Origin of the sequence: Pseudomonas sp. TH07 (assembly GCF_016651285.1) — a bacterium.
GTDB lineage: Bacteria > Pseudomonadota > Gammaproteobacteria > Pseudomonadales > Pseudomonadaceae > Aquipseudomonas.
On the sequence record NZ_JAEKED010000001.1, the window covers coordinates 648275 to 666803 of the forward strand.

The 18529-nt window shown below is 64.4% G+C and carries 16 protein-coding genes; 4 read left to right on the forward strand and 12 right to left on the reverse strand.

Annotation, left to right across the window (positions count from 1 at the left end; all coding sequences use genetic code 11):
• Positions 1-7: 7 nt before the first annotated feature.
• Both JFU57_RS03140 and JFU57_RS03145 read right to left on the reverse strand, forming a co-directional pair.
• Positions 8-559 (reverse strand): DJ-1 family glyoxalase III, encoded by a 552-nt coding sequence (locus JFU57_RS03140; RefSeq protein WP_078471727.1) that lies wholly within the window; start codon positions 557-559, stop codon positions 8-10.
• A 48-nt stretch (positions 560-607) separates the two neighbouring features.
• Positions 608-1057: a DUF4879 domain-containing protein gene (locus tag JFU57_RS03145; protein ID WP_078471726.1), complete on the reverse strand. Its 450-nt coding sequence runs from the start codon at positions 1055-1057 to the stop codon at positions 608-610.
• Positions 1058-1262: 205 nt separating this feature from the next.
• Between JFU57_RS03145 and JFU57_RS03150 the strand changes: the two genes are divergently transcribed.
• Both JFU57_RS03150 and trmA read left to right on the forward strand, forming a co-directional pair.
• The gene (locus JFU57_RS03150; protein ID WP_201128096.1) at positions 1263-2555 is read left to right on the forward strand and encodes an NCS2 family permease; all 1293 of its coding nucleotides are present in this window, start codon (positions 1263-1265) and stop codon (positions 2553-2555) included.
• Complete coding sequence (gene trmA / locus JFU57_RS03155) at positions 2552-3631, forward strand: tRNA (uridine(54)-C5)-methyltransferase TrmA (protein ID WP_078471724.1); 1080 nt, start codon at positions 2552-2554, stop codon at positions 3629-3631. Before JFU57_RS03150 ends, trmA begins: the two co-directional genes overlap by 4 nt.
• Positions 3632-3797: 166 nt before the next feature.
• Here the strand turns inward: trmA and JFU57_RS03160 are convergent, their stop codons facing one another.
• The 7 genes from JFU57_RS03160 to JFU57_RS03190 form a co-directional block, all read right to left on the reverse strand.
• Positions 3798-5141 (reverse strand): TolC family outer membrane protein, encoded by a 1344-nt coding sequence (locus JFU57_RS03160; protein ID WP_201128097.1) that lies wholly within the window; start codon positions 5139-5141, stop codon positions 3798-3800.
• Complete coding sequence (locus JFU57_RS03165) at positions 5138-6487, reverse strand: HlyD family type I secretion periplasmic adaptor subunit (protein ID WP_078471722.1); 1350 nt, start codon at positions 6485-6487, stop codon at positions 5138-5140. Before JFU57_RS03165 ends, JFU57_RS03160 begins: the two co-directional genes overlap by 4 nt.
• A complete protein-coding gene (locus JFU57_RS03170; RefSeq protein WP_201128098.1) occupies positions 6484-8265 on the reverse strand; it encodes a type I secretion system permease/ATPase in 1782 nt (593 codons plus the stop codon). Before JFU57_RS03170 ends, JFU57_RS03165 begins: the two co-directional genes overlap by 4 nt.
• A 218-nt stretch (positions 8266-8483) precedes the next feature.
• Positions 8484-9095 carry a heme acquisition protein HasA gene (locus JFU57_RS03175; RefSeq protein WP_078471720.1) on the reverse strand — a complete coding sequence of 204 codons (612 nt, stop codon included), beginning with the start codon at positions 9093-9095 and terminating at the stop codon, positions 8484-8486.
• An 81-nt stretch (positions 9096-9176) separates the two neighbouring features.
• A complete protein-coding gene (locus tag JFU57_RS03180; protein WP_201128099.1) occupies positions 9177-11876 on the reverse strand; it encodes a TonB-dependent receptor in 2700 nt (899 codons plus the stop codon).
• A 132-nt stretch (positions 11877-12008) separates the two neighbouring features.
• Positions 12009-13025 (reverse strand): FecR domain-containing protein, encoded by a 1017-nt coding sequence (locus tag JFU57_RS03185; RefSeq protein WP_201128100.1) that lies wholly within the window; start codon positions 13023-13025, stop codon positions 12009-12011.
• A gap of 63 nt (positions 13026-13088) precedes the next feature.
• Complete coding sequence (locus JFU57_RS03190; RefSeq protein WP_020296957.1) at positions 13089-13610, reverse strand: RNA polymerase sigma factor; 522 nt, start codon at positions 13608-13610, stop codon at positions 13089-13091.
• 436 nt (positions 13611-14046) lie between these two features.
• Between JFU57_RS03190 and aroQ the strand changes: the two genes are divergently transcribed.
• The gene (gene aroQ, locus JFU57_RS03195; protein ID WP_078471717.1) at positions 14047-14487 is read left to right on the forward strand and encodes a type II 3-dehydroquinate dehydratase; all 441 of its coding nucleotides are present in this window, start codon (positions 14047-14049) and stop codon (positions 14485-14487) included.
• A 5-nt stretch (positions 14488-14492) separates the two neighbouring features.
• Complete coding sequence (locus tag JFU57_RS03200; protein WP_201128101.1) at positions 14493-15347, forward strand: shikimate dehydrogenase; 855 nt, start codon at positions 14493-14495, stop codon at positions 15345-15347.
• Positions 15348-15459: 112 nt separating this feature from the next.
• Here the strand turns inward: JFU57_RS03200 and JFU57_RS03205 are convergent, their stop codons facing one another.
• The 3 genes from JFU57_RS03205 to quiC all read right to left on the reverse strand — a co-directional run bounded on the left by JFU57_RS03205 (position 15460) and on the right by quiC (position 18527).
• The gene (locus JFU57_RS03205; protein ID WP_078471715.1) at positions 15460-15684 is read right to left on the reverse strand and encodes a hypothetical protein; all 225 of its coding nucleotides are present in this window, start codon (positions 15682-15684) and stop codon (positions 15460-15462) included.
• 151 nt (positions 15685-15835) lie between these two features.
• Positions 15836-16513, reverse strand: a complete 678-nt coding sequence (locus JFU57_RS03210) for a TetR/AcrR family transcriptional regulator (protein WP_078471714.1) — start codon at positions 16511-16513, stop codon at positions 15836-15838.
• 103 nt (positions 16514-16616) lie between these two features.
• Entirely contained in the window at positions 16617-18527 is a 1911-nt protein-coding gene (gene quiC, locus JFU57_RS03215) for a 3-dehydroshikimate dehydratase QuiC (protein ID WP_078471713.1), read from the reverse strand.
• Positions 18528-18529 lie beyond the last annotated feature (2 nt).

Genomic DNA, 18529 nt, shown 5'->3' on the forward strand with positions numbered 1-18529 from the left:
ATCGGCTTTAAACCAGCAACTGCGCCGCCACCGCAGCCCGCCGCGCCTTGCCGCACATCTGCTCCACCAGGGTCAGTGCAAACAGCAGGGCCGCGCCCGAGCCCTGGGCAGTGATGCAGTTGCCGTCGACCACCACCGGCTGGTCAATAAAGTTACACCCCGAAAGTTGCTGGCTGACGCTGGGCAGGCAGGTCATGCGCCGCTGGCGCAGCACGCCAAAGGCTTGCAGGGCCAGGGCCGGAGCCTCGGCGATAGCGGCAAACAGGCGCCCGGCGGCCGCCTGGTCCTTGACCCGTTGCAGCAACGGTTGATGGGCGCCGAGGTGTTGCGCGCCGACTGCGCCACCCGGCAGGACGATAAGGTCGAAGTCTTGTGCCAGCACATCCACCAGCATGCCGTCGGCAGTCAGGCGGGTGCCGCGGGCGCAGGTCAGCATGCGCCGCGACTCGATGCTGGCCACCAGCACTTCGACCTCGGCGCGGCGCAGGACATCGATCAGGGTCACGCTTTGCAGGTCGTCGATGCCTTCGGCGACGGTGATCAGGGCTCTAAAGGTCATGGCGCACGTCCACAGATGGGTCTTTAGAGCGTAGTCGGCCTTGATCGCCTACTTGATGTAGATCTGCGTGCTCATGGTGTTGCCGGGGGCATTGAGCGAGGAATTGCTGAAACTGAAGGTGCCTTCCTGCTTGCCGGCCAGGTCGAAGATGTAGATATAGCCGACGGTGATCCCGGAATTGCCGCAGGGCACCAGGCTCGAGCCGTTTTCGCAGACCGCCGAGCGGGTGCCGTTCACTTCAAAGCCGTCGAGGGTCACATGGGGTTGGCGGCCGTAGCCGATTTCCAGGACATAGACCTTGATGTTGGGGCCACTGTGATCACAACGGGTCTGGCTGCGACCATCGGACACATCCTCGAAACCACAGGCCGGCGACTCGACCTTGAGGATCTCCAACTGGCTCAACGGCGGCGCGGAACGGGCCATGGCCGCTGTGGCCCCCAGACCAAAGGCCGCTGCCACCAGGCCCAGGGCCATCGCTTTTATCGTGCTGTGCATAAATCCCCCCCGAAACGTCGGCGCAGTATGCCCCACTCGCCCGGCAGGCAAAACATCGCCGACGATCGCAGCCATTAGCCCACGCTGCTGGTATGATGCGCGGCTTTTTCCGACCCACTGAAATTCCTCAGGCGCCTCCGGCGGTCTGTGCTTTGCTGTTTAGGTCGATACATTCACGGCGCCCGGCGCGCCACGGGGAGCAGACATGCTGGAAAGGCTGTTTCAACTCAAGGCACACAACACCAACGTACGCACCGAGATCCTGGCAGGCATCACCACCTTCCTGGCCATGGCCTACATCCTGTTCGTCAACCCGAGCATTCTCGGCGAGACCGGCATGGACAAGGGTGCGATCTTCGTTGCCACCTGCCTGGCGGCAGCCATCGGCTCCACCATCATGGGCCTGATCGCCAACTACCCGATCGCCCTGGCACCGGGCATGGGCCTGAACGCCTTCTTTACCTACACCGTGGTCCTGCACATGGGCCACACCTGGCAAGTGGCGCTGGGGGCGGTGTTCATCTCGGCGGTGCTGTTCTTCATCCTGTCGATCTTTCGTATCCGCGAATGGATCATCAACAGCATCCCGCTGCCGCTGCGTTCGGCAATTGCGGCCGGTATCGGCCTGTTCCTGGCGTTGATCGCCCTGCATAACGCCGAGATCGTGGTCGGCAACTCGTCGACCCTGGTGGGCCTGGGCGACCTGACAAAACCGGCGCCGATCCTCGCGTCCCTGGGCTTCGCCCTGATCGTGGCCCTGGAGGCCCTGAAAGTGCGCGGTGCGGTGCTGATCGGCATTTTGGTGGTGACCATCGTTTCGATTCTGCTGGGCGTCACCGCGTTCGGTGGCGTGACGTCCATGCCGCCATCCCTGGCCCCGACCTTCCTGCAGCTGGACATCAAGGGCGCGCTGGACATCGGCCTGATCAGCGTGATTTTCGCCTTCCTGTTCGTCGACCTGTTCGACAACTCCGGGACCCTGATCGGCGTCGCCAAGCGCGCCGGGCTGATGGGCAAGGACGGCCACATGCCGAAAATGGGCCGTGCGCTGATTGCCGACAGCACGGCGGCCATGGCCGGCTCGCTGCTGGGCACCTCGACCACCACCAGCTACATCGAGTCCGCTGCCGGCGTCAGTGCCGGCGGCCGCACCGGCTTGACCGCCATCGTGGTGGCGATCCTGTTCCTGCTGGCGCTGTTTTTCTCGCCACTGGCCGCCAGCGTGCCGCCTTTCGCCACCGCTCCGGCGCTGCTGTTCGTGGCGGTGCTGATGACGTCGGGCCTGGCCGAAATCGACTGGGACGACATCACCGTCGCCGCGCCAGTGGTGGTCACCGCCCTGGCGATGCCGTTCACCTACTCCATCGCCAACGGCATCGCCTTCGGCTTTATTTCCTGGACCGTGATCAAGCTGCTGTCGGGCCGCGCCCGTGAGCTGAACCCGGCCCTGGTGATCCTGTCGATTCTGTTTGTGATCAAGCTGGGCTACCCCGCATGACTTTTGACGCCGCCTCTTACGCCGTACAACTGCAAGACAAGGTCACGCGCCTGCGTGACCTGCTGGCCCCCTTCGATGCGCCCGAGCCGCAGGTTTTCGACTCGCCGCTGCAGAACTTCCGCCTGCGCGCCGAGTTCCGCCTGTGGCGCGAAGCCGGTGAGCGGCACTACGCGATGTTTTCCCAGGAAGACAAGCGCACGCCGATCCTGATCGAAGAGTTCCCCATCGCCAGCCTGCGCATCAATCAGTTGATGCCGCAGCTCAAGGCGGCCTGGAAGGCCAGCGCCGCCCTGAGCCACAAGCTGTTCCAGGTGGAGTTCCTCACTACCCTCGCTGGCGACGCGATGATTACCCTGTGCTATCACCGTCCGCTGGACGAGCACTGGCACGCGGCGGCGAGCAGGCTCGCGGCCGAGTTGCAGGTCAGCGTGATCGGCCGCTCCAAGGGCAAGCGTGAAGTGATCGGCCGCGATTACGTGGTGGAGCAACTCGACGTCGGCGGCCGCACCTTCAGCTACCGCCAACCCGAAGGCGCCTTCACCCAGCCCAACGGCACCGTGAACCAGAAGATGCTCAACTGGGCCTACGATGCCCTGGGCGAGCGCCCGGACGACCTGCTGGAGCTGTACTGCGGCAACGGCAACTTCACCCTGCCCCTGGCCACCCGGGTGCGCAAAGTGCTGGCCACGGAAATCAGCAAGACCTCGGTGAATGCGGCATTGAGCAACCTCAGCGAAAACGCGGTGGATAACGTCACCCTGGTGCGTCTGTCTGCCGAAGAGTTGACCGAAGCGCTGAACGAAGTGCGGCCGTTCCGCCGCTTGCAGGGCGTGGACCTGAAAAGCTACGAATTCGGCAGCGTGTTCGTCGACCCGCCGCGTGCGGGCATGGACCCGGACACCTGCGAACTGACCCGACGCTTCGACAACATCCTGTACATCTCGTGCAACCCGCAAACCCTGGCGGACAACATCGCCCAGTTGCACGACACCCACCGCATCACCCGCTGCGCGCTGTTCGACCAATTCCCGTGGACCCACCATATGGAATCCGGGGTGTTGCTGACCCGGCGCTGATCCGCCCCGCTCGCGCCAACGGCCGTCCTCGAGACGGCCGTTTTCATTCTGCATCCCCTGTAAGAGCCGGCTTGCCGGCGAGGCGGTCTTGGATCTTTCGCTGGGTTCGAAATCGCCATCGCTGGCAAGCCAGCGCCTACAGGGGTGGGTGGTGCGGGGGGCGGTGTCAGCCCAGGGGGTGGAAGTAGCCGGCCAACTGCTGCAAATCCTGTTCGTTGAGCAGCCCGGCGTAGTACTTGAGCTGGATCCGCGCCAGCAGGTAGGCGTGGCGGGCATCGGCCAGGTCGCGGCGGGCGCTGAACAGTTGTTGTTCGGCGTCCAGCACATCGAGGTTGACCCGTTCCCCGCCATGCACGCTTTTCTGCGTGGCCAGCACCAGGGCTTCGGCCGAGCTGACGGCCATTTCATAGGCCCGGACCTTGGCCGCGCCACTGCTGTTGAGGTTGAACTGCTTGCGCAGCTCGATCAGGGTGCTGGCAGTTTGCGCGTCCAGCTCGTACTGGGCCTGGGACAGCTGGCTGGCAGCCTGACGGGTCGACGCCGAGACCGAGCCACCGGCAAACAACGGCACGCTGACCTGGATACCAACGGTGTTGGTGTCGTACTTCTGGTTGTAACTGCTTTCCGAATCGGAGCTGGTCTGGCGGCTGCTGGCGTACAGGCTGACCTTCGGCAAGTGCCCCGCGCGCTTGCGCTCCACCTCATATTCCGCGGCACGCAGGGCGTGATGCTGGGAGGCCAGTTCCGGGTTATTGGCCAGGGCCAGGTCGCGCCAGGTGTCGAAGCGGTTGGGTTGCAGCGGCTGGATTTCAAAGCGCCGGACCAGGGGTTCCAGCTCATCGATCTGCAACGGCTGGCCGACGATCGCCTCCAACTCCCGCAGGGCGGTGTCCTGCAGGTCCCGGGATTCGATCTCGTCGGCCAGGGCCAGGGAGAGCCGGGCCTGGGTTTCCAGGACATCGGTGCGGGTGCCCTCGCCGCCTTGCAGCAGGCTCTGGTTGAGTTGCAAGCGCTCGGCGTAGGTGCGCCGTTGCGCCTGACTCAACTCAATGCGCTCCTGGGCCAGCAAGGCCTGGCTGTAGGCCCCCAGCAAGCGCACCGCCAACTCCTGGCTCTTGCTGCGAAAGCGCTCATCGGCAAACAGCGCCTGGGCAGCCCCCTGGCGATAACGCGCATAGGCTTCGTAATCGAGCAGGGGTTGTTGCAGGGTCAGGGTCGCGGCGTAGCTGCGGTAATCGCGGTCGGTGGTGACATTACCCTGGGGCAGGGTCTGGGTCACCTCGGATTCATTGCGCGAGTTGTTGTAGCTCCAGGACAGATTGGGCAGCAGCGCGGAGCGGCCGATGACGCGGTTTTCTTCACCGGCGTCGCGTTCCTTGAGTGCCGCATGGAAGGTCGGGTCGTTGAGCACCGCCAGGTCGTAGGCCTGGAGCAAACCCAGGGCCTGGGCCGCCGGAGCACACAAAAACGCCAGCCCTAGCAGGGCCAGTTGCAGGGGACGCGGCTTCATTCTTCCACCAAGGCCATGTGGGTGCGGTCCAGCAGGGGCTTGAACAGGTAATTGAGCATCGAACGCTCACCGGTACGGACAAACGCCTCCACCGGCATTCCCGGACGGATCTGCAAACCTTGAAGTTGCTGCATGCCCTCGGCGCTGACCTGGGCACGCAAGGTGTAATAAGGTTCGTCGGTGCGCTCGTCGACCTGGCGATCGGCAGACACCAGGGTCACCTCCCCCGCCACCCGGGGCGTGGTGCTCTGGCTGAAGGCCGAGAACATCAGTTCCACCGGCAGCCCGGGGTGCACCTTGTCGACCATCTGCACCGGCACCCGCGCCTCCACCAGCAAAGGCTCGCCCTGGGGCACGATTTCCATCAGCGCTTCGCCGGGCTTGATCACCCCACCCTCGGTAAACACCTGCAGCCCCACGACCACCCCGGCGGCCGGTGCCCGGACCTGACTGTTGGCCAGTTCGAACTCGGCCGAAGCCAGGCGATTGCGCAGGTCTTCGCTGCGCGGGCGGGTGTCGGCCAGTTGGCTGCGCACTTCCTTCTGGAACTCTTCGGACAGTTGCCGAATACGCAGGCGCAATTCGAGGATCTGGCGCTGCAACTGGCCGATGCGCCCGAAGTCTTCGGCGATCGAACCGTCGATCTGCGCGTACAGCCGCTCACTGTCGAGCAACCGGTTACGCGGGATGTAGCCGTCCCGCGCCAGCTCGCGCAGGCCCTGCAATTGCTCGCTCAAGGCCTTGCGCTGCTGCTGTTTGCTGGCCTGGGAGTCACGGGTGCCCGAGAGTTGCGCCTGGGTGCCGGCGATGGTTTCGCCAATGCCCTGCTGCTCCATGGCCAGGGCCTCGCGCCGGCTGCTGAACAGCTGGCGTTGCAGGGCCATGGTCGCGGCCACCTCGGGCTCGGCGGCCAGGGCCAGCAGTTCGGGGCTGAATTCAATGCGGGTGGCGCCTTCACGCTCGGCATTCAGCCGCGCCTCGCTGGCCAGGGAACCGAGATACTGCGCACGCAAGGACTGCATCTGGGTGCGCAACGGGGTTTCCTTGAGGCGCAGCAGCACCTGCCCGGCACTCACCAACTGGCCGTCGCGCACCTCGATATGCTCGACAATCCCACCACTGGGGTGCTGCACCGCCTTGCGGTGGCCCGAAACCATGACCTTGCCGGACACCGCCACGCCCTTGTCCAGGGGCGCCCACGCCGCCCAGCCCAGAAAGGCGGCAAAGCCGCCGAGCACCAGCAGCCAACCCAGGCGTGAATGGTGTTTGTGGTCCAGGGGCAGCACATTGCTCGGGGCCTCGGCGGTAGGCAGCGGCGGCGCCGCGCTGGCGTGGGACTGGCTCATGCTTTTTTCCCTTCAGGGCTGGGCGCTACGCCCAGCCGGTAATTCATGTTCAACGCGGTCACCGGGTTGCTCACCGGGGGCGCTGGCGGGGCCTTGGCTTTCTGGCTGGCCTCCAGCACCCGCGCCGTCGGGCCGAAGGCCTGCAGCTGACCGTCGCGCAGGATCATCAACTGGTCGGTGAGGGTCAGGACGTTGGGCTTGTGGGTAATCAGGACCAGCGTGCGCTGCTGTTGCTTGAGCTGGGTGATGGCCTGGAGCAGGGCCTGCTCGCCGGCTTCATCGAGGTTGGAGTTGGGCTCATCGAGCACGATCAGCGCCGGCAGGTCATACAGGGCACGGGCCAGGCCGATGCGCTGCTTCTGCCCGCCGGACAACCCGGCGCCACCCTCCCCCAACTGCGTGTCATAGCCTTGGGGCAATTGCAGGATCAACGAGTGCACCCCGGCCATCTGCGCCGCCGCCAGCACCTTGGCCGAGTCCACCGGCCCCAGGCGGGCAATGTTCTCGGCAATGCTGCCGGCAAACAGTTGCACGTCCTGGGGCAGGTAGCCGATATGCGGGCCCAGTTGCTGGCGATCCCATTGCCCAAGGTCGGCGCCGTCAAGGCGGACCTTGCCGGTCAGCGGCGTCCAGGCCCCGACCAGCAGCCGAGCCAGGGTCGACTTGCCGCAACCGGACGGGCCGATCACCCCCAACACGTTGCCCGCCGGCAGGCTGAACCCGAGGTTGCTCAAGGCCGGCCGCCGGCTGCCCGGGGCGCAGGCACTCAGGGCTTGTACCTGCAACTCGCCACGCGGCGCAGGCAGGCTCATGCGTTGCGGGCGCGCCGGGTGGGCCTGGAGCAAAGCCGACAGGCGCTCATAGGCCAGTCGCGCCGAACTCCATTGTTTCCACACCGCAATCAGCTGGTCGATCGGGCTCAGCACCCGGCCCATGAGGATCGAACCGGCAATCATCATCCCCGGGGTGATTTCACCCTGCACCGCCAGCAAGGCGCCGAGGCCCAGCACCAACGATTGCAGGGCCAGACGCACGCCCTTGGACCAGGCGCTGACGGTGGCAGTCTTTTCGCTGGCCAGGTTCTGCTGGGCCAGAAACGCCTGATGCCCGGCAAACCAGCGCCCGCGCAGGGCACCCAGCATGCCCATGGCTTCGATCACATCGGCATTGCGCAAGTTGGCCGTGGCCTGCTGGCTGGTGCTGATGGACAGTTGGCTGGCCGCGCTCAACGGCGCCTGGCAGATGTGCTGGTTGACCCAGGCCAGCACCACCAGCAATACCGCGCCGCCCAGGGCCAGCAGGCCGAGCCAGGGGTGAAACAGAAAGATCACCAGCAGGTACACCGGGAACCACGGCGCATCAAAAAACGCGAACAGCGCATTGCCGGTGGCGAACTGGCGCAGCGCGGTCAGGTCGTTCAGGGCCTGGCCGGCGGCCTGGGGGCTGCCCTTGAGCTGGGCTTCGAACGCGGCGTCGTATACCCGCTGGTTCAACCGCATGTCCATCTGCGTGCCAAGGCGGATCACCACCTGGCTGCGCACCCACTCCAACGCGCCCATCAGGCCGAACAGGCCGAGGATCATCAGCGTCAGCATCAACAGGGTCATCTGATTGCCCGAGGCCAGCACCCGGTCATACACCTGCAACATGTACAGGGCCGGAGCCAGCATCAGCAGGTTGATCACCGCCGAAAACAGGCCGATGTTGAAGAAGCCGCTTTTATAGGCCGCCAGGGCCGCCAGCGTCTCGGAACCGGCAAGTGAATTCGGCCTGCTCATCAAGGTGTCCTGTTGGATGTCGAGGGATAGAGCGCCATCCGTTCTTGCAGAACGGATCGGCAAGAGGCGCGCCACGTGCATTGACAGGCACCACGGCGCTCCCCAGAATTTGCCACCGCCGCCGCCCTGGCCTTCGAAAACTCGGGCGACGGAGGTGATTCAAGCGAGCGAATGCGGGAGCGATCCGGCATTCGCTTTTTTATGCCTCAAACCGGCACTCAGGCCGCCAGGGCCCAGTCCTGAGGCACGTCCTGCACACCCACCAGGCCGACGTCGGCAGCAGCCGGGTTGGCGTGGGCGATACCGGCAGCCGCCAGGTCGTCGAACGTCGAGTTCACCGACAGGCTTGGGTCGATGGCTTTGAGCAGAGCGTCGATTTCGCCAGCCAGGGCCGAGCTGTCGCCGCTCATCAGGCCGTAGATGACTTTGTGCACGTCGCCTTCACGGCCTTCGGTTTTCAGGCTCTCGAGGCCCAGGTTGGTGAAGCTGACTTCCTGGCTGACCAGGTTGTACGGGTTGGCGGTGGTGCCGCCGGCCAGGGTGTCACCCAGGGAGATGGTGTCCAGCGAACCCCAGACGGTGTGGCTCGGCGCGCTGAACAGGGTGTAGTGCAATTCACCATCGGCCACGAACGCGGCGTCGCTGTTGGTGCTCTTCAGCGCGTATTGGGTGCCGTCGAACGGGCCCGGGTTGAAGCCGCCGGTGTTGGTGCCGTCGACCACCTGGCCCGGACGATGGTTGACGTCGCCAAAGTAGGCCGACCAGTCAGTCAGGTAGTTCGCAACGCTGACGCCGCCGTAGGTAGCGCTGTAAGAAATTGAAATGCTCATGCAAAACTCCAATACATAGGTTGGTCACTCCGAAGCCGACTCCTGCCGGCTCCGGTTTTGCCCGTCATTGGGCAAAAGGGGTCAGAACTGATATTCCACGGTGCCCTGCAAGGTGCGGCCACGGCCGAGAGTGAAGGCCAGCACGTCGCCCAGGGGCACCAGGTAGGCGCGGTCGGTGACGTTTTCCATGGCCAGGCGCAGGGTCAGTTCATCGGTGGCGCGGTAGCTGCCATAGAGGTCGTAGACGGTGTAGGGCTTCCAGTCCGCCGGGTAGACGCCGCTCTGGGACACGGTGGTGGTGGCGGTGCCTTCTACCGCATACCCGGCGCTGTAACGGGCGCGGGCACCGATATCCAGCTTGCGTTCGAAAAAGCGTGCGCCCAGGGTCAGCGCGCCACGGTCCATCGGCATGTGCTCGGCCGAGCCGAGGATCGCGCTGCATTGGGTGGCGGCGTTGGCCGCATCATCGGGGCGCATGCCGACCACGATGGCTCCACGCCCCGAGCCTTGCTTGACGGCTTGGGTCACCCCACCCAGCCACGCGGTCTTGGCGCAGAAGTCGTTGCTGCCGATCATGTGGGTGTAGGACAGCTGGCCGTAGGCGCTTCCGGCGTCATAGTCCAACTGGTACTCGACGCCACGGAAGTGGGTTTCTTCCAGGTTGTTGACGTAGGCGCTGTTGCCGATGCCGGCCATGCCATAACCCGGCGGCTGCACGCCCATGTTCATGTAGATGAAGTCGTCGACCCGGGTGTCGAAGTAGGCAACCTTGATCCCCAGCCGGTCTTCGCTGAAAAACAGGTTCTCCTTGAGCACATTGACCCCCACCTCCCAGGCCGTGGAACGCTCCGGCTTGAGGAACGGGTTGGGGTACATGCTCTCGGCCCCGCCACCGTGGGGGCGCCCGGAAATCATGGTTTCGGTGACGGCCGGCGGACGCCAGCCCTTGCCGTAGGTGGCGAACAGTTGCAGCCAGTCCACCCCCGGCTTGACCGACAGGCCGAATGTCGGCGACAGGCGGCCCTCCTGATTGTCCACGTCGTAGGTCACCGGCACGGTGATCTGCCGGGGTGTGGCGCCAATCACGAAGGTCCGGGTATTGAGCCCGGTCTCGCCGCGCAGGCGGTAACGGTCATAGCGCAGCCCGGCGTTCATGTTCAGCCAGCCGTCATAGTCGTAATCCAGGCGTGCGAACAGACTGCCCAGGGCCCGGTCGCCCTCGGGGGTCATGGCCTCCGCCGCCGAAGCATTCACCGCCGACCCGCTGGCCACCGCCTGGCTGGAGTCCGGCCGGACCTTGTCATAGAAGAACTCCAGGCCGTAGTTGGCCTTGAGCGTGGACAGCTCGCCCAGGGCGAAGGTCGAAGTGTTCTGCGCCTGGGCGCCGTAGGTATCGGTCTGGTATGTGATGGAGTAACCCGGGCTCGAACGGACGCGGACCGTGCTCTGATCGTTGCGGTTGTCGACGTAGTAGAGCTTGGCCTTGAAGTCGATCAGCGGGTTGTCCGGGGTGTAGCTGTAATCGAGTGCGAAGTTCTGTGCCCGGACCTTGCTGCTGCCGAGCTTTTCCCACAGTTGCCCGTTCTCGACGTTCATCATGTTCGCGTCGTCGTAGGACACTTCAGTCGTCAGGTAGCTCAGTTGCAGGCGCTGGTCCGCCGGCAGGTTGACCCCGAGCTTGAGCAGGCGCGACCGCATCACCGAGGCGGTGTAGTCCACGGTGGAGTTTTTCACCCGGTCGGTGGCGGTGGGGTCCATCGCCGCGCCGGTGCGCAGCTCGCCGATACTGCCCCGGGTGCCCGGGTTGTAATCCCCCAGGTGCCGCTCGCTGGCGGCCAGCAGCATGTCCCAGGCCTCGGTGCCGATGGCGAAGGCGGAACTGCCGATAAAATGCGTACCGTTACTGCGCCCGCCCAGCCCGGTGGTCAGGCGGATGCGCCCGCCGATTTCCTTGCCCGGCTTGAGCAGGTCGCTGGCTTCGACGGTGCGAAAGTTGGCGATCCCGCCAATCACTCCCGCACCGCCCATGCCAGAGGTCGCGCCCTTTTCGATGACCACCTCGGAGAGCAATTCCGGATCGACATACAGGGTGCCGTTGCGTTGCTGGTGGCCGCTCTGCTGGTAGTTCTGGCGCATGCCGTCGATCGACATGTTGACCCGGCCGTAGTCCTGGATCCCGCGGATATTCACGGAAAGGCCCGGGTCCTGCTGGTTGACCGCCGAGTACACGCCCGAGGTTTCTTCAAGCATGTCCGCCGCATGCCGCGGCGGGTTGCGGTCCAGTTGCTCGCGACCGATCACGCTCACCGAACGCGGATCACCATAGACCCAGTCGCCTTTCTTGCCTTCGCGGTTGCCGGTGACAGTCGTGGTGGCCAGCGCCAGGGCGCCATCATGGCCGCCGGCGACCCGGCTCAGGGTCACCTGGCGCTCACCGGTGAAGCGGTACTCCACTGGGGCATTGCCCAGCAGCCGCGCCAGGCCTTCCTGCACGCTGTAGCGACCATTGAGCGCCGAGCTTTGCAGCCCTTGCAGGCGCTGGCTGTCGAACAACACTTGCAGCCCGGCCTGTTCGGCAAAGGCCAGGACCGCCGCCCCCAGGGGTTGTGCGGGGATTTCGAAGTTCAACAGGTACTGCTGATCGGCACTCGGCTGGCTGACGCCAACCGGCTCGGCGGCGTGCAACAGGCCAACGCCCGCCAACCAGCCTGCGACTCCCAGGTGAACAGCAAGGGCCAACCGGCGACCGGTACTGGCTTCCTTGCGACTGCTTCCCCTCATTGTTGTTATCCCCACGCTGGCCATCTTGTGTGTATGCGAATGCATCTCACTAGCAAGACGTGCCAGGGGCGAAAACTCAGTAAGTTTTTTTCAGGTTTTTTTATCGCAATCGAAAAAGCCCCGGGACAGGGCTCAATAAATCAGGCTGACACCGGCCAGGTCAAAGCGCTGCACCTGCAATTCCCGAGTCAGGGTGGACAGGGCCGTGTCCAGCATATCCAGGCGGAACACGCCACTGACCTGGCGCTCGGCCAACTCGCTGCTGGTCAGCACCACGCGCCCCGGGCGATAGCGGTTGAGCTGCTCGACCACATTGGCCAGGGGCAGGCGATCAAACACCAGCACCCCACGGCGCCAACTGGTGGCGCGCTGCAGGTCGAAGTCCTGCAGCGCGACCACGCCGGTCTGCGGGTTGTAGCGCGCGCTTTGCCCTTCTTCCAGGACCCGTTTGCCCGGCCCCTGCTGCGCCGGGGATTGCAGGCTGACAGCGACACTGTGCTGCAGCACGCCGACCCAGGCCTGCTGGCTGCTTTCACGCCCGACCACAAACCGGGTGCCCAGTGCACGGGTCTGGCCGCCCGCGCTTTTCACCACAAAAGGGCGTGCTTCTCCGGGGCCCATGGGCGCCACATCGAACACCGCCGAACCTGCCAGCAGCCGTACCTGGCGCTGCTGATCGGTGAAATCGAGGCTGATGGCGCTGCCTGAATCAAGCTCCACCTGACTGCCGTCGGCCAGTTGCACCGTACGCACCTCACCCTTGGCGGTCAGGTAATCGGACTGCATGCGCAACAGGGCTTGCGGCCCCTGCCACCAGCCGACACAGACCGCCAGGGTCAGCGCCGCCACACTGGCTGCCAGGCGCCCAGTGCGCCGCCGGCGTGCTGCAGGTCGTGCGGGCTCGGCGGCAGGCGCCGAGGCCCGGCGTGCCGGCGTCAGCCGGGCACTGTCCGGTTCCAGGTGCAGTTCGCCCAGGGCCGCCCAGGTCTGCTCGGCAAAACGCAAGGCCGGGCCATGCCGGCTATCGCGGGCCTGCCATTGCTCAAGCTCGACCTGCTCGGCCGCACTCAAGTGACCGGCGTGCAAACGCACCGCCCAGTCGGCGGCCGCCTCAGTGATACTGCGCTCTTGCGGACCCTGGCTATTCACGTGTGAATCTCGATTTCTCGTTATATATAAGCAGTGACGTCTAACCCCGACATTTACCGTAATTCATTCGTCGGCGGGCCGCTCATCGGTGCCTTGCAGGCGTTGCATGACATAGGCCAACGCCCGGGAAAGATGCTTTTGCACCGAACTGTCGGAAATGTTCAAGTGCCGGGCCACCTCGGCATGGGTCATGCCCTCGATCCGGTTCAGGCGAAAAATCTCCTGGGTCCGTTGTGGCAGTTCCGCCATCGCCTGCTTCAATGCCATCCGCTGTTGCTGCGCCATCGCCTGCGCCTCCAACCCGGCCAGTTCATCTTCGATTTCAGCCAGCGCTTCATGGGACACGGTGTCAGTCTTGCGCCGCGCCTCCTGACGAACATGGTCGATCAGCAGATTCCTGGCCGTTCGGTAGAGATACCCCTGTGAATTGTCGATGCGTTCGCCACGGGTCTGCTCGGCCAGGCGCAGGAAACTCTCCTGCACCAGGTCGGCAGCCAACTGCGGGTCCCGTACCTTGCGCGCCAGATACCCACGCAAGGTAGCGGCATGCTTGAGAAACAGGCCCTTGAGATCCACGTCCGACAAACCGACTCCCTGGAACTTGAAGGAAATTGGCGGGCATCTTACGGCTTGTCGAGAATCATTTTCAATTGATATCAGCACCCATCTACCACCGCACGGGTGCAACAACCTCGGTAAGGCATCAGGGCGCGCCGCAGCCCACCCTGCACGAACGGCCGCCTGTTTTTCCGTTGAAACGGGTTGCCCGGGCCTTGCCCTCGCCGCCCTGACGTCCAGCACGCGCCGCTACCAGCACTACGGCCAGCAAGTGCTCAGCCATTCCGGCGACTCGGGTTTGTAGCTCAGGACACGGGAAGTTGTTCGATAAACGAACACTTAATGCCGGGCGGCCTCCTCCTTCGACACCCTGCAATTGACCTAATTAACCAGTTAGTACAATTTATCCGCACAAGCGGGCCTCGCACGCCACGCCAACAATAACAACGGAGATTCACCCCCTATGCCCCCTATCGTCCTGGTGCTCAACGGCCCCAACCTGAACCTGCTCGGCACCCGCGAACCCGCGACCTACGGCCATGAAACCCTGGCAGATATTTCTGCCCTGTGCGGCCGCGCCGCCGAAGAGTTCGGGCTGGCGGTGGAGTTTCGCCAGACCAACCACGAAGGTGAACTGCTGGACTGGATTCATGCCGCCCGTGGCCGCTGCGCCGGCATCGTGATCAACCCCGCCGCCTGGACCCACACCTCGGTGGCCATCCGCGATGCGCTGGTGGCCAGTGAATTGCCGGTGATCGAAGTGCACCTGTCCAACGTCCATGCCCGCGAGCCGTTCCGTCACCATTCGTTCGTGTCCTCGATCGCCCAGGCGGTGATGTGCGGTTTCGGCAGCAATGGTTATCGTCTGGCACTGGAACATTTCAGCCAGCGTTTGAAGGGGTGAATCGCATGAGCAAAACCAACGCCATTCTCGCCGGCCTGATCGGCGCCGGCATCCAGGCCTCGCGCACCCCGGCCCTGCACGAACATGAGGGCGATGCCCAGGGCCTGCGGTACCTGTACCGTCTGATCGACCTCGACCCGTTGCAACTCGACAGCAGCGCGCTGGCCGACCTGCTGCTGGCCGCCGAACGCATGAGTTTCACCGGCCTCAACGTGACCTTCCCCTGCAAGCAAAGCATCATCCCGCTGCTCGATGAGCTGTCCCCCGAAGCCCGTGGCATCGGCGCGGTGAATACCGTGGTGCTCAAGGACGGCAAGCGCATCGGCCACAACACCGACTGCCTGGGTTTTGCCGAAGGCTTCCGTCGCGGCCTGCAGGGTGTGGCCCTGGACCAGGTGGTGCAGATGGGGGCTGGCGGGGCCGGTGCGGCGGTGGCCCATGCCCTGCTTAGCGAGGGTGTGCAGCAGCTGAGTATCTTCGATGTGGAGGCGAGCCGTGCCCAGGCCCTGGCCGACAACCTGAACCAGCACTTCGGTGCCGGTCGCGCCAAGGCCGGTGTCGACCTGAGCAGCACCCTCGCAAGCGCCTCGGGCCTGGTCAACACCACGCCGATGGGCATGGCCAAGCTGCCGGGCATGCCGGTGCCGGCCGCCTTGTTGCGGCCTGCGCTGTGGGTCGCGGAAATCGTCTACTTCCCGCTGGAAACCGAACTGCTGCGCAACGCCCGGGCCCTGGGCTGCCGGACCCTGGACGGCGGCAACATGGCGGTGTTCCAGGCGGTGAAGGCCTTTGAACTGTTCAGCGGCGTGACCCCGGACGCCCAGCGCATGCTGGCGCATTTCCAGAGCATGAACGGCTGAGTCCATAGCCGCGCCCTGAACAGAGGCCGCGGCGCCCCTGGAGAAGCGCAGTGCTGCAAATGGCCAGCGCAGCCTGGCGGCAGCGGCTACAGAGGGCCCATGGAGCGCCGGCTTATTCGGGCTTGAGTTGCAAGCGCGAGAGCAAGGCCACCAGCAGGATGTTGAACAGGATCATCAACACGCTGCTGAAGATGCCGATCACGCTGATCAGGGCGCTGGGCATCCAGTCGAACAGGCTGGTGCTCAGCAGGCCGAGCAAGCGTTCGGCGAGCCAGAACGAGTCGACCACAATCATCAGGATCAGGATGACTTTCAGGGTTGGGACGGGATTGCCCATGATGCATTCCTTGGCGTTGAGGGAGGGAAGCGCGGAGCTTAGCTGAACCGCCAGAGGTTGTATGCGACCCGCCCGCCCCATGACGTAAAAAGCCCGCCGCCTGCGGTCACACGCAGGGGCGGGCTTTTTTGTCGACGCTCGTGGGACCGCTTCAGGCCTGCAGGTAGCGCAGCACCGATTCGCAGATCATTTCCCGGTGGCGCTGCTTGATGCTTTCGTCCGGCAGGTCGATCTGGAAGATCTCGCCAAAGGTATGGCGGTTGGATACCCGGTAGAAACAGAACGAACTGATCAGCAAATGCACGTCCAGCGGGTCCAGCCCACTGCGGAATACCCCCGCCTCGAGGCCGCGTGTGAGGATCTCGCCCAGGGCATGAAGGATGGTGTTGTTCATCGCCTTGATCGCGCTGGACTGCTTGACGTACTCGGCGTTGTGGATGTTTTCGATGCTGACGATACGCACGAAATCGACATTGCGATCATGGTGATCGAAGGTGAATTCCACCAGGCGCCGGATCGCTTCCCGCGGTTCCAGCTCCGCCAGGTGCAGGCGGCTCTCGGTACTGCGGATGTCACCGTAGAGCTTTTCCAGGACCTCGACGTAGAGCTGTTCCTTACTGCCGAAGTAGTAATAGATCATGCGCTTGGAGGTATGGATGCGCTCGGCGATGGCATCCACGCGGGCGCCGGAAAGGCCCTGCTGCACGAACTCGACAATGGCTTCTTGAAGGATGTTCTCGCGGGTCTTTTCCGGGTTGTTCTTGCGACTCTTGCGCGGCTCCACCAGCGGTTGCTCGGGGGCTACGGAGAGTTCTGGGGTCATTGTCATTCTGGGCTCACGGCCAACGCTGCACACGCGGGCGATTATGGGCCGCGTGTGCCAGCGAAAGAAAGCACCGGGGCGACCTGGACCGCCCCGCGTTACCAAACTCCTACAACTTGGCCTGGCGCACCGCACCGCTGCGCGACTTGGCCATGGCCGCCAGGCGTACCGCGACGTTCGCCGCGCCGTATCCGACGTAGCCATTCTTGCGCTGGATGACCTCGAAGAAGAACCGCCCTTCGAACGGCTCGGTGTACACGTGGAACAGCTCGCCGCCCTGAGCATCGCGGTCGTAGAGCACGTTGTAATAGGCCAGTTCGCTGAGGAACTCATCGTCGAAATCGAAGCGCGCCGCCAGGTCGTCGTAGTAGTTGAGGGGGATGTCCAGCAACGGCACCCCAGCCTCTTTGGCGCGGCTGACTTCGGCGAAGATATCCGCACAATCGAAGGCGATGTGGTGCACACCGGACCCCCGATAGCTCGACAGCGCGTGGGAGATGGCAGTGTTGCGGTTTTCCGAGATATTGAGCGGCAGGCGGATCGAGCTGCAGCGGCTGCGCAAGGCGCGGCTTTTCACCAGGCCGTAAGGGTCGGGCAACACCACCTCGTCGTCGGCGGCAAAATCCAGCAGGCTCTTGTAGAACAGCACCCAGCTGTCGAGGGTGTCGGCCGGCAGCGCCATGGCCATGTGGTCGATGCGCTGCAGGCCGCCCTTGGCGACCACGCCGGGCAGCATGTTGAAGTCGGTGTCGTACAGGTGCTGGCCGCCGTTTTCCTGGTCCACCAGGTAGATCAGGCTGCCATCGGGCTCGCGCACGGCGGCCAGTTCCAGCTCGTTCGGCCCGACCAGCCCACGATAAGGCTGGCCTTTATAGGCCACCGCCCGCTCCAGCGCCTTGGCGCTGTCCTTGACCCGGATCGCCGTGGCACAGACCGAAGGCCCATGGGCCTCGAAGAAACTGTGGGCGAAAGAGTAAGGCTCGGAATTGAGGATCAGGTTGATATCGCCCTGGCGCAGCAGGCTGACGCTTTTCGAGCGATGCTGGCCGGCCTTGGCAAAACCCAGGCGTTCCAGCCAGCCACTGAGCTTGGCGCCCAGGGCTTCGTCCACGGCGAATTCGAGAAACTCGGTGCCACCGTACTCGCTGGCCGGCGGCGGTGCGAACAACTGGTCGAGGTTGGCCACCGGCTGCCCTTCCTGCAGCAGGCGGTCGCGGGTTTTCTCTTCCAGGTACAGCAGCGAGCGCAGGCCGTCGGCGGCGTTGGCCCGTGGCGGTGCAGCACGAAAGCCGTCGTTGAAGATTTCCAGAGACAAGGGGCCGGTGTAGCCGCTCTTGATGATCGGCGCGAGAAAGCCCGGCAGATCGAATTCGCCCTGCCCCGGGAAGCAGCGGAAATGCCGGCTCCACTCCAGCACGTCCATGGCCAGGATCGGCGCATCGGCCATTTGCACGAAGAAGATCTTGTCCCCGGGGATCTGCGCAATCGCCGCCGGGTCGCCCTTGAGCGACAGGGTGTGGAAGCTGTCCAGCAACACCCCGAGGCTTGGGTGGTCGGCCTGGCGCACGATGTCCCAGACCTGTTGATACGTATTGACGTGACGGCCCCAGGCCAGCGCCTCGTAACCGATACGCAAGCCCCGGGCTCCGGCGCGCTCGGCCAGCAGGTGCAGGTCGTCGATCAGGATCTGTTGCTCGCCGACGCTGTCGGCCGAGGCGTTGCTGCAGACCAGCACCAGGTCGGTGCCCAACTCCTGCATCAGGTCGAATTTGCGTTCTGCGCGCTCCAGGTTGCGCGCCAGCCGGTCGCGGCGGCAGCCTTCAAAGTCACGGAAGGGTTGAAACAGGGTGATGGCAATGCCCAGGTCGGCGCACATCTGTTTGATTTCGCGCGGGCTGCCGTCGTAGTACAAAAGATCGTTTTCGAAGATCTCCACCCCGTCAAAACCGGCGGCGGCAATGGCTTCGAGTTTTTCCGGCAGGGTACCGCTCAAGGATACGGTGGCAATGGAACGCTGCATGT

Bases quoted from the DNA above. Each gene is read 5' to 3' on its own strand.
- JFU57_RS03140 (WP_078471727.1), bottom strand. From the start codon at position 559: ATGACCTTTAGAGCCCTGATCACCGTCGCCGAAGGCATCGACGACCTG.
- JFU57_RS03145 (WP_078471726.1), bottom strand. From the start codon at position 1,057: ATGCACAGCACGATAAAAGCGATGGCCCTGGGCCTGGTGGCAGCGGCC.
- JFU57_RS03150 (WP_201128096.1), top strand. From the start codon at position 1,263: ATGCTGGAAAGGCTGTTTCAACTCAAGGCACACAACACCAACGTACGC.
- trmA (WP_078471724.1), top strand. From the start codon at position 2,552: ATGACTTTTGACGCCGCCTCTTACGCCGTACAACTGCAAGACAAGGTC.
- JFU57_RS03160 (WP_201128097.1), bottom strand. From the start codon at position 5,141: ATGAAGCCGCGTCCCCTGCAACTGGCCCTGCTAGGGCTGGCGTTTTTG.
- JFU57_RS03165 (WP_078471722.1), bottom strand. From the start codon at position 6,487: ATGAGCCAGTCCCACGCCAGCGCGGCGCCGCCGCTGCCTACCGCCGAG.
- JFU57_RS03170 (WP_201128098.1), bottom strand. From the start codon at position 8,265: ATGAGCAGGCCGAATTCACTTGCCGGTTCCGAGACGCTGGCGGCCCTG.
- JFU57_RS03175 (WP_078471720.1), bottom strand. From the start codon at position 9,095: ATGAGCATTTCAATTTCTTACAGCGCTACCTACGGCGGCGTCAGCGTT.
- JFU57_RS03180 (WP_201128099.1), bottom strand. From the start codon at position 11,876: ATGAGGGGAAGCAGTCGCAAGGAAGCCAGTACCGGTCGCCGGTTGGCC.
- aroQ (WP_078471717.1), top strand. From the start codon at position 14,047: ATGCCCCCTATCGTCCTGGTGCTCAACGGCCCCAACCTGAACCTGCTC.
- JFU57_RS03200 (WP_201128101.1), top strand. From the start codon at position 14,493: ATGAGCAAAACCAACGCCATTCTCGCCGGCCTGATCGGCGCCGGCATC.
- JFU57_RS03205 (WP_078471715.1), bottom strand. From the start codon at position 15,684: ATGGGCAATCCCGTCCCAACCCTGAAAGTCATCCTGATCCTGATGATT.
- JFU57_RS03210 (WP_078471714.1), bottom strand. From the start codon at position 16,513: ATGACAATGACCCCAGAACTCTCCGTAGCCCCCGAGCAACCGCTGGTG.
- quiC (WP_078471713.1), bottom strand. From the start codon at position 18,527: ATGCAGCGTTCCATTGCCACCGTATCCTTGAGCGGTACCCTGCCGGAA.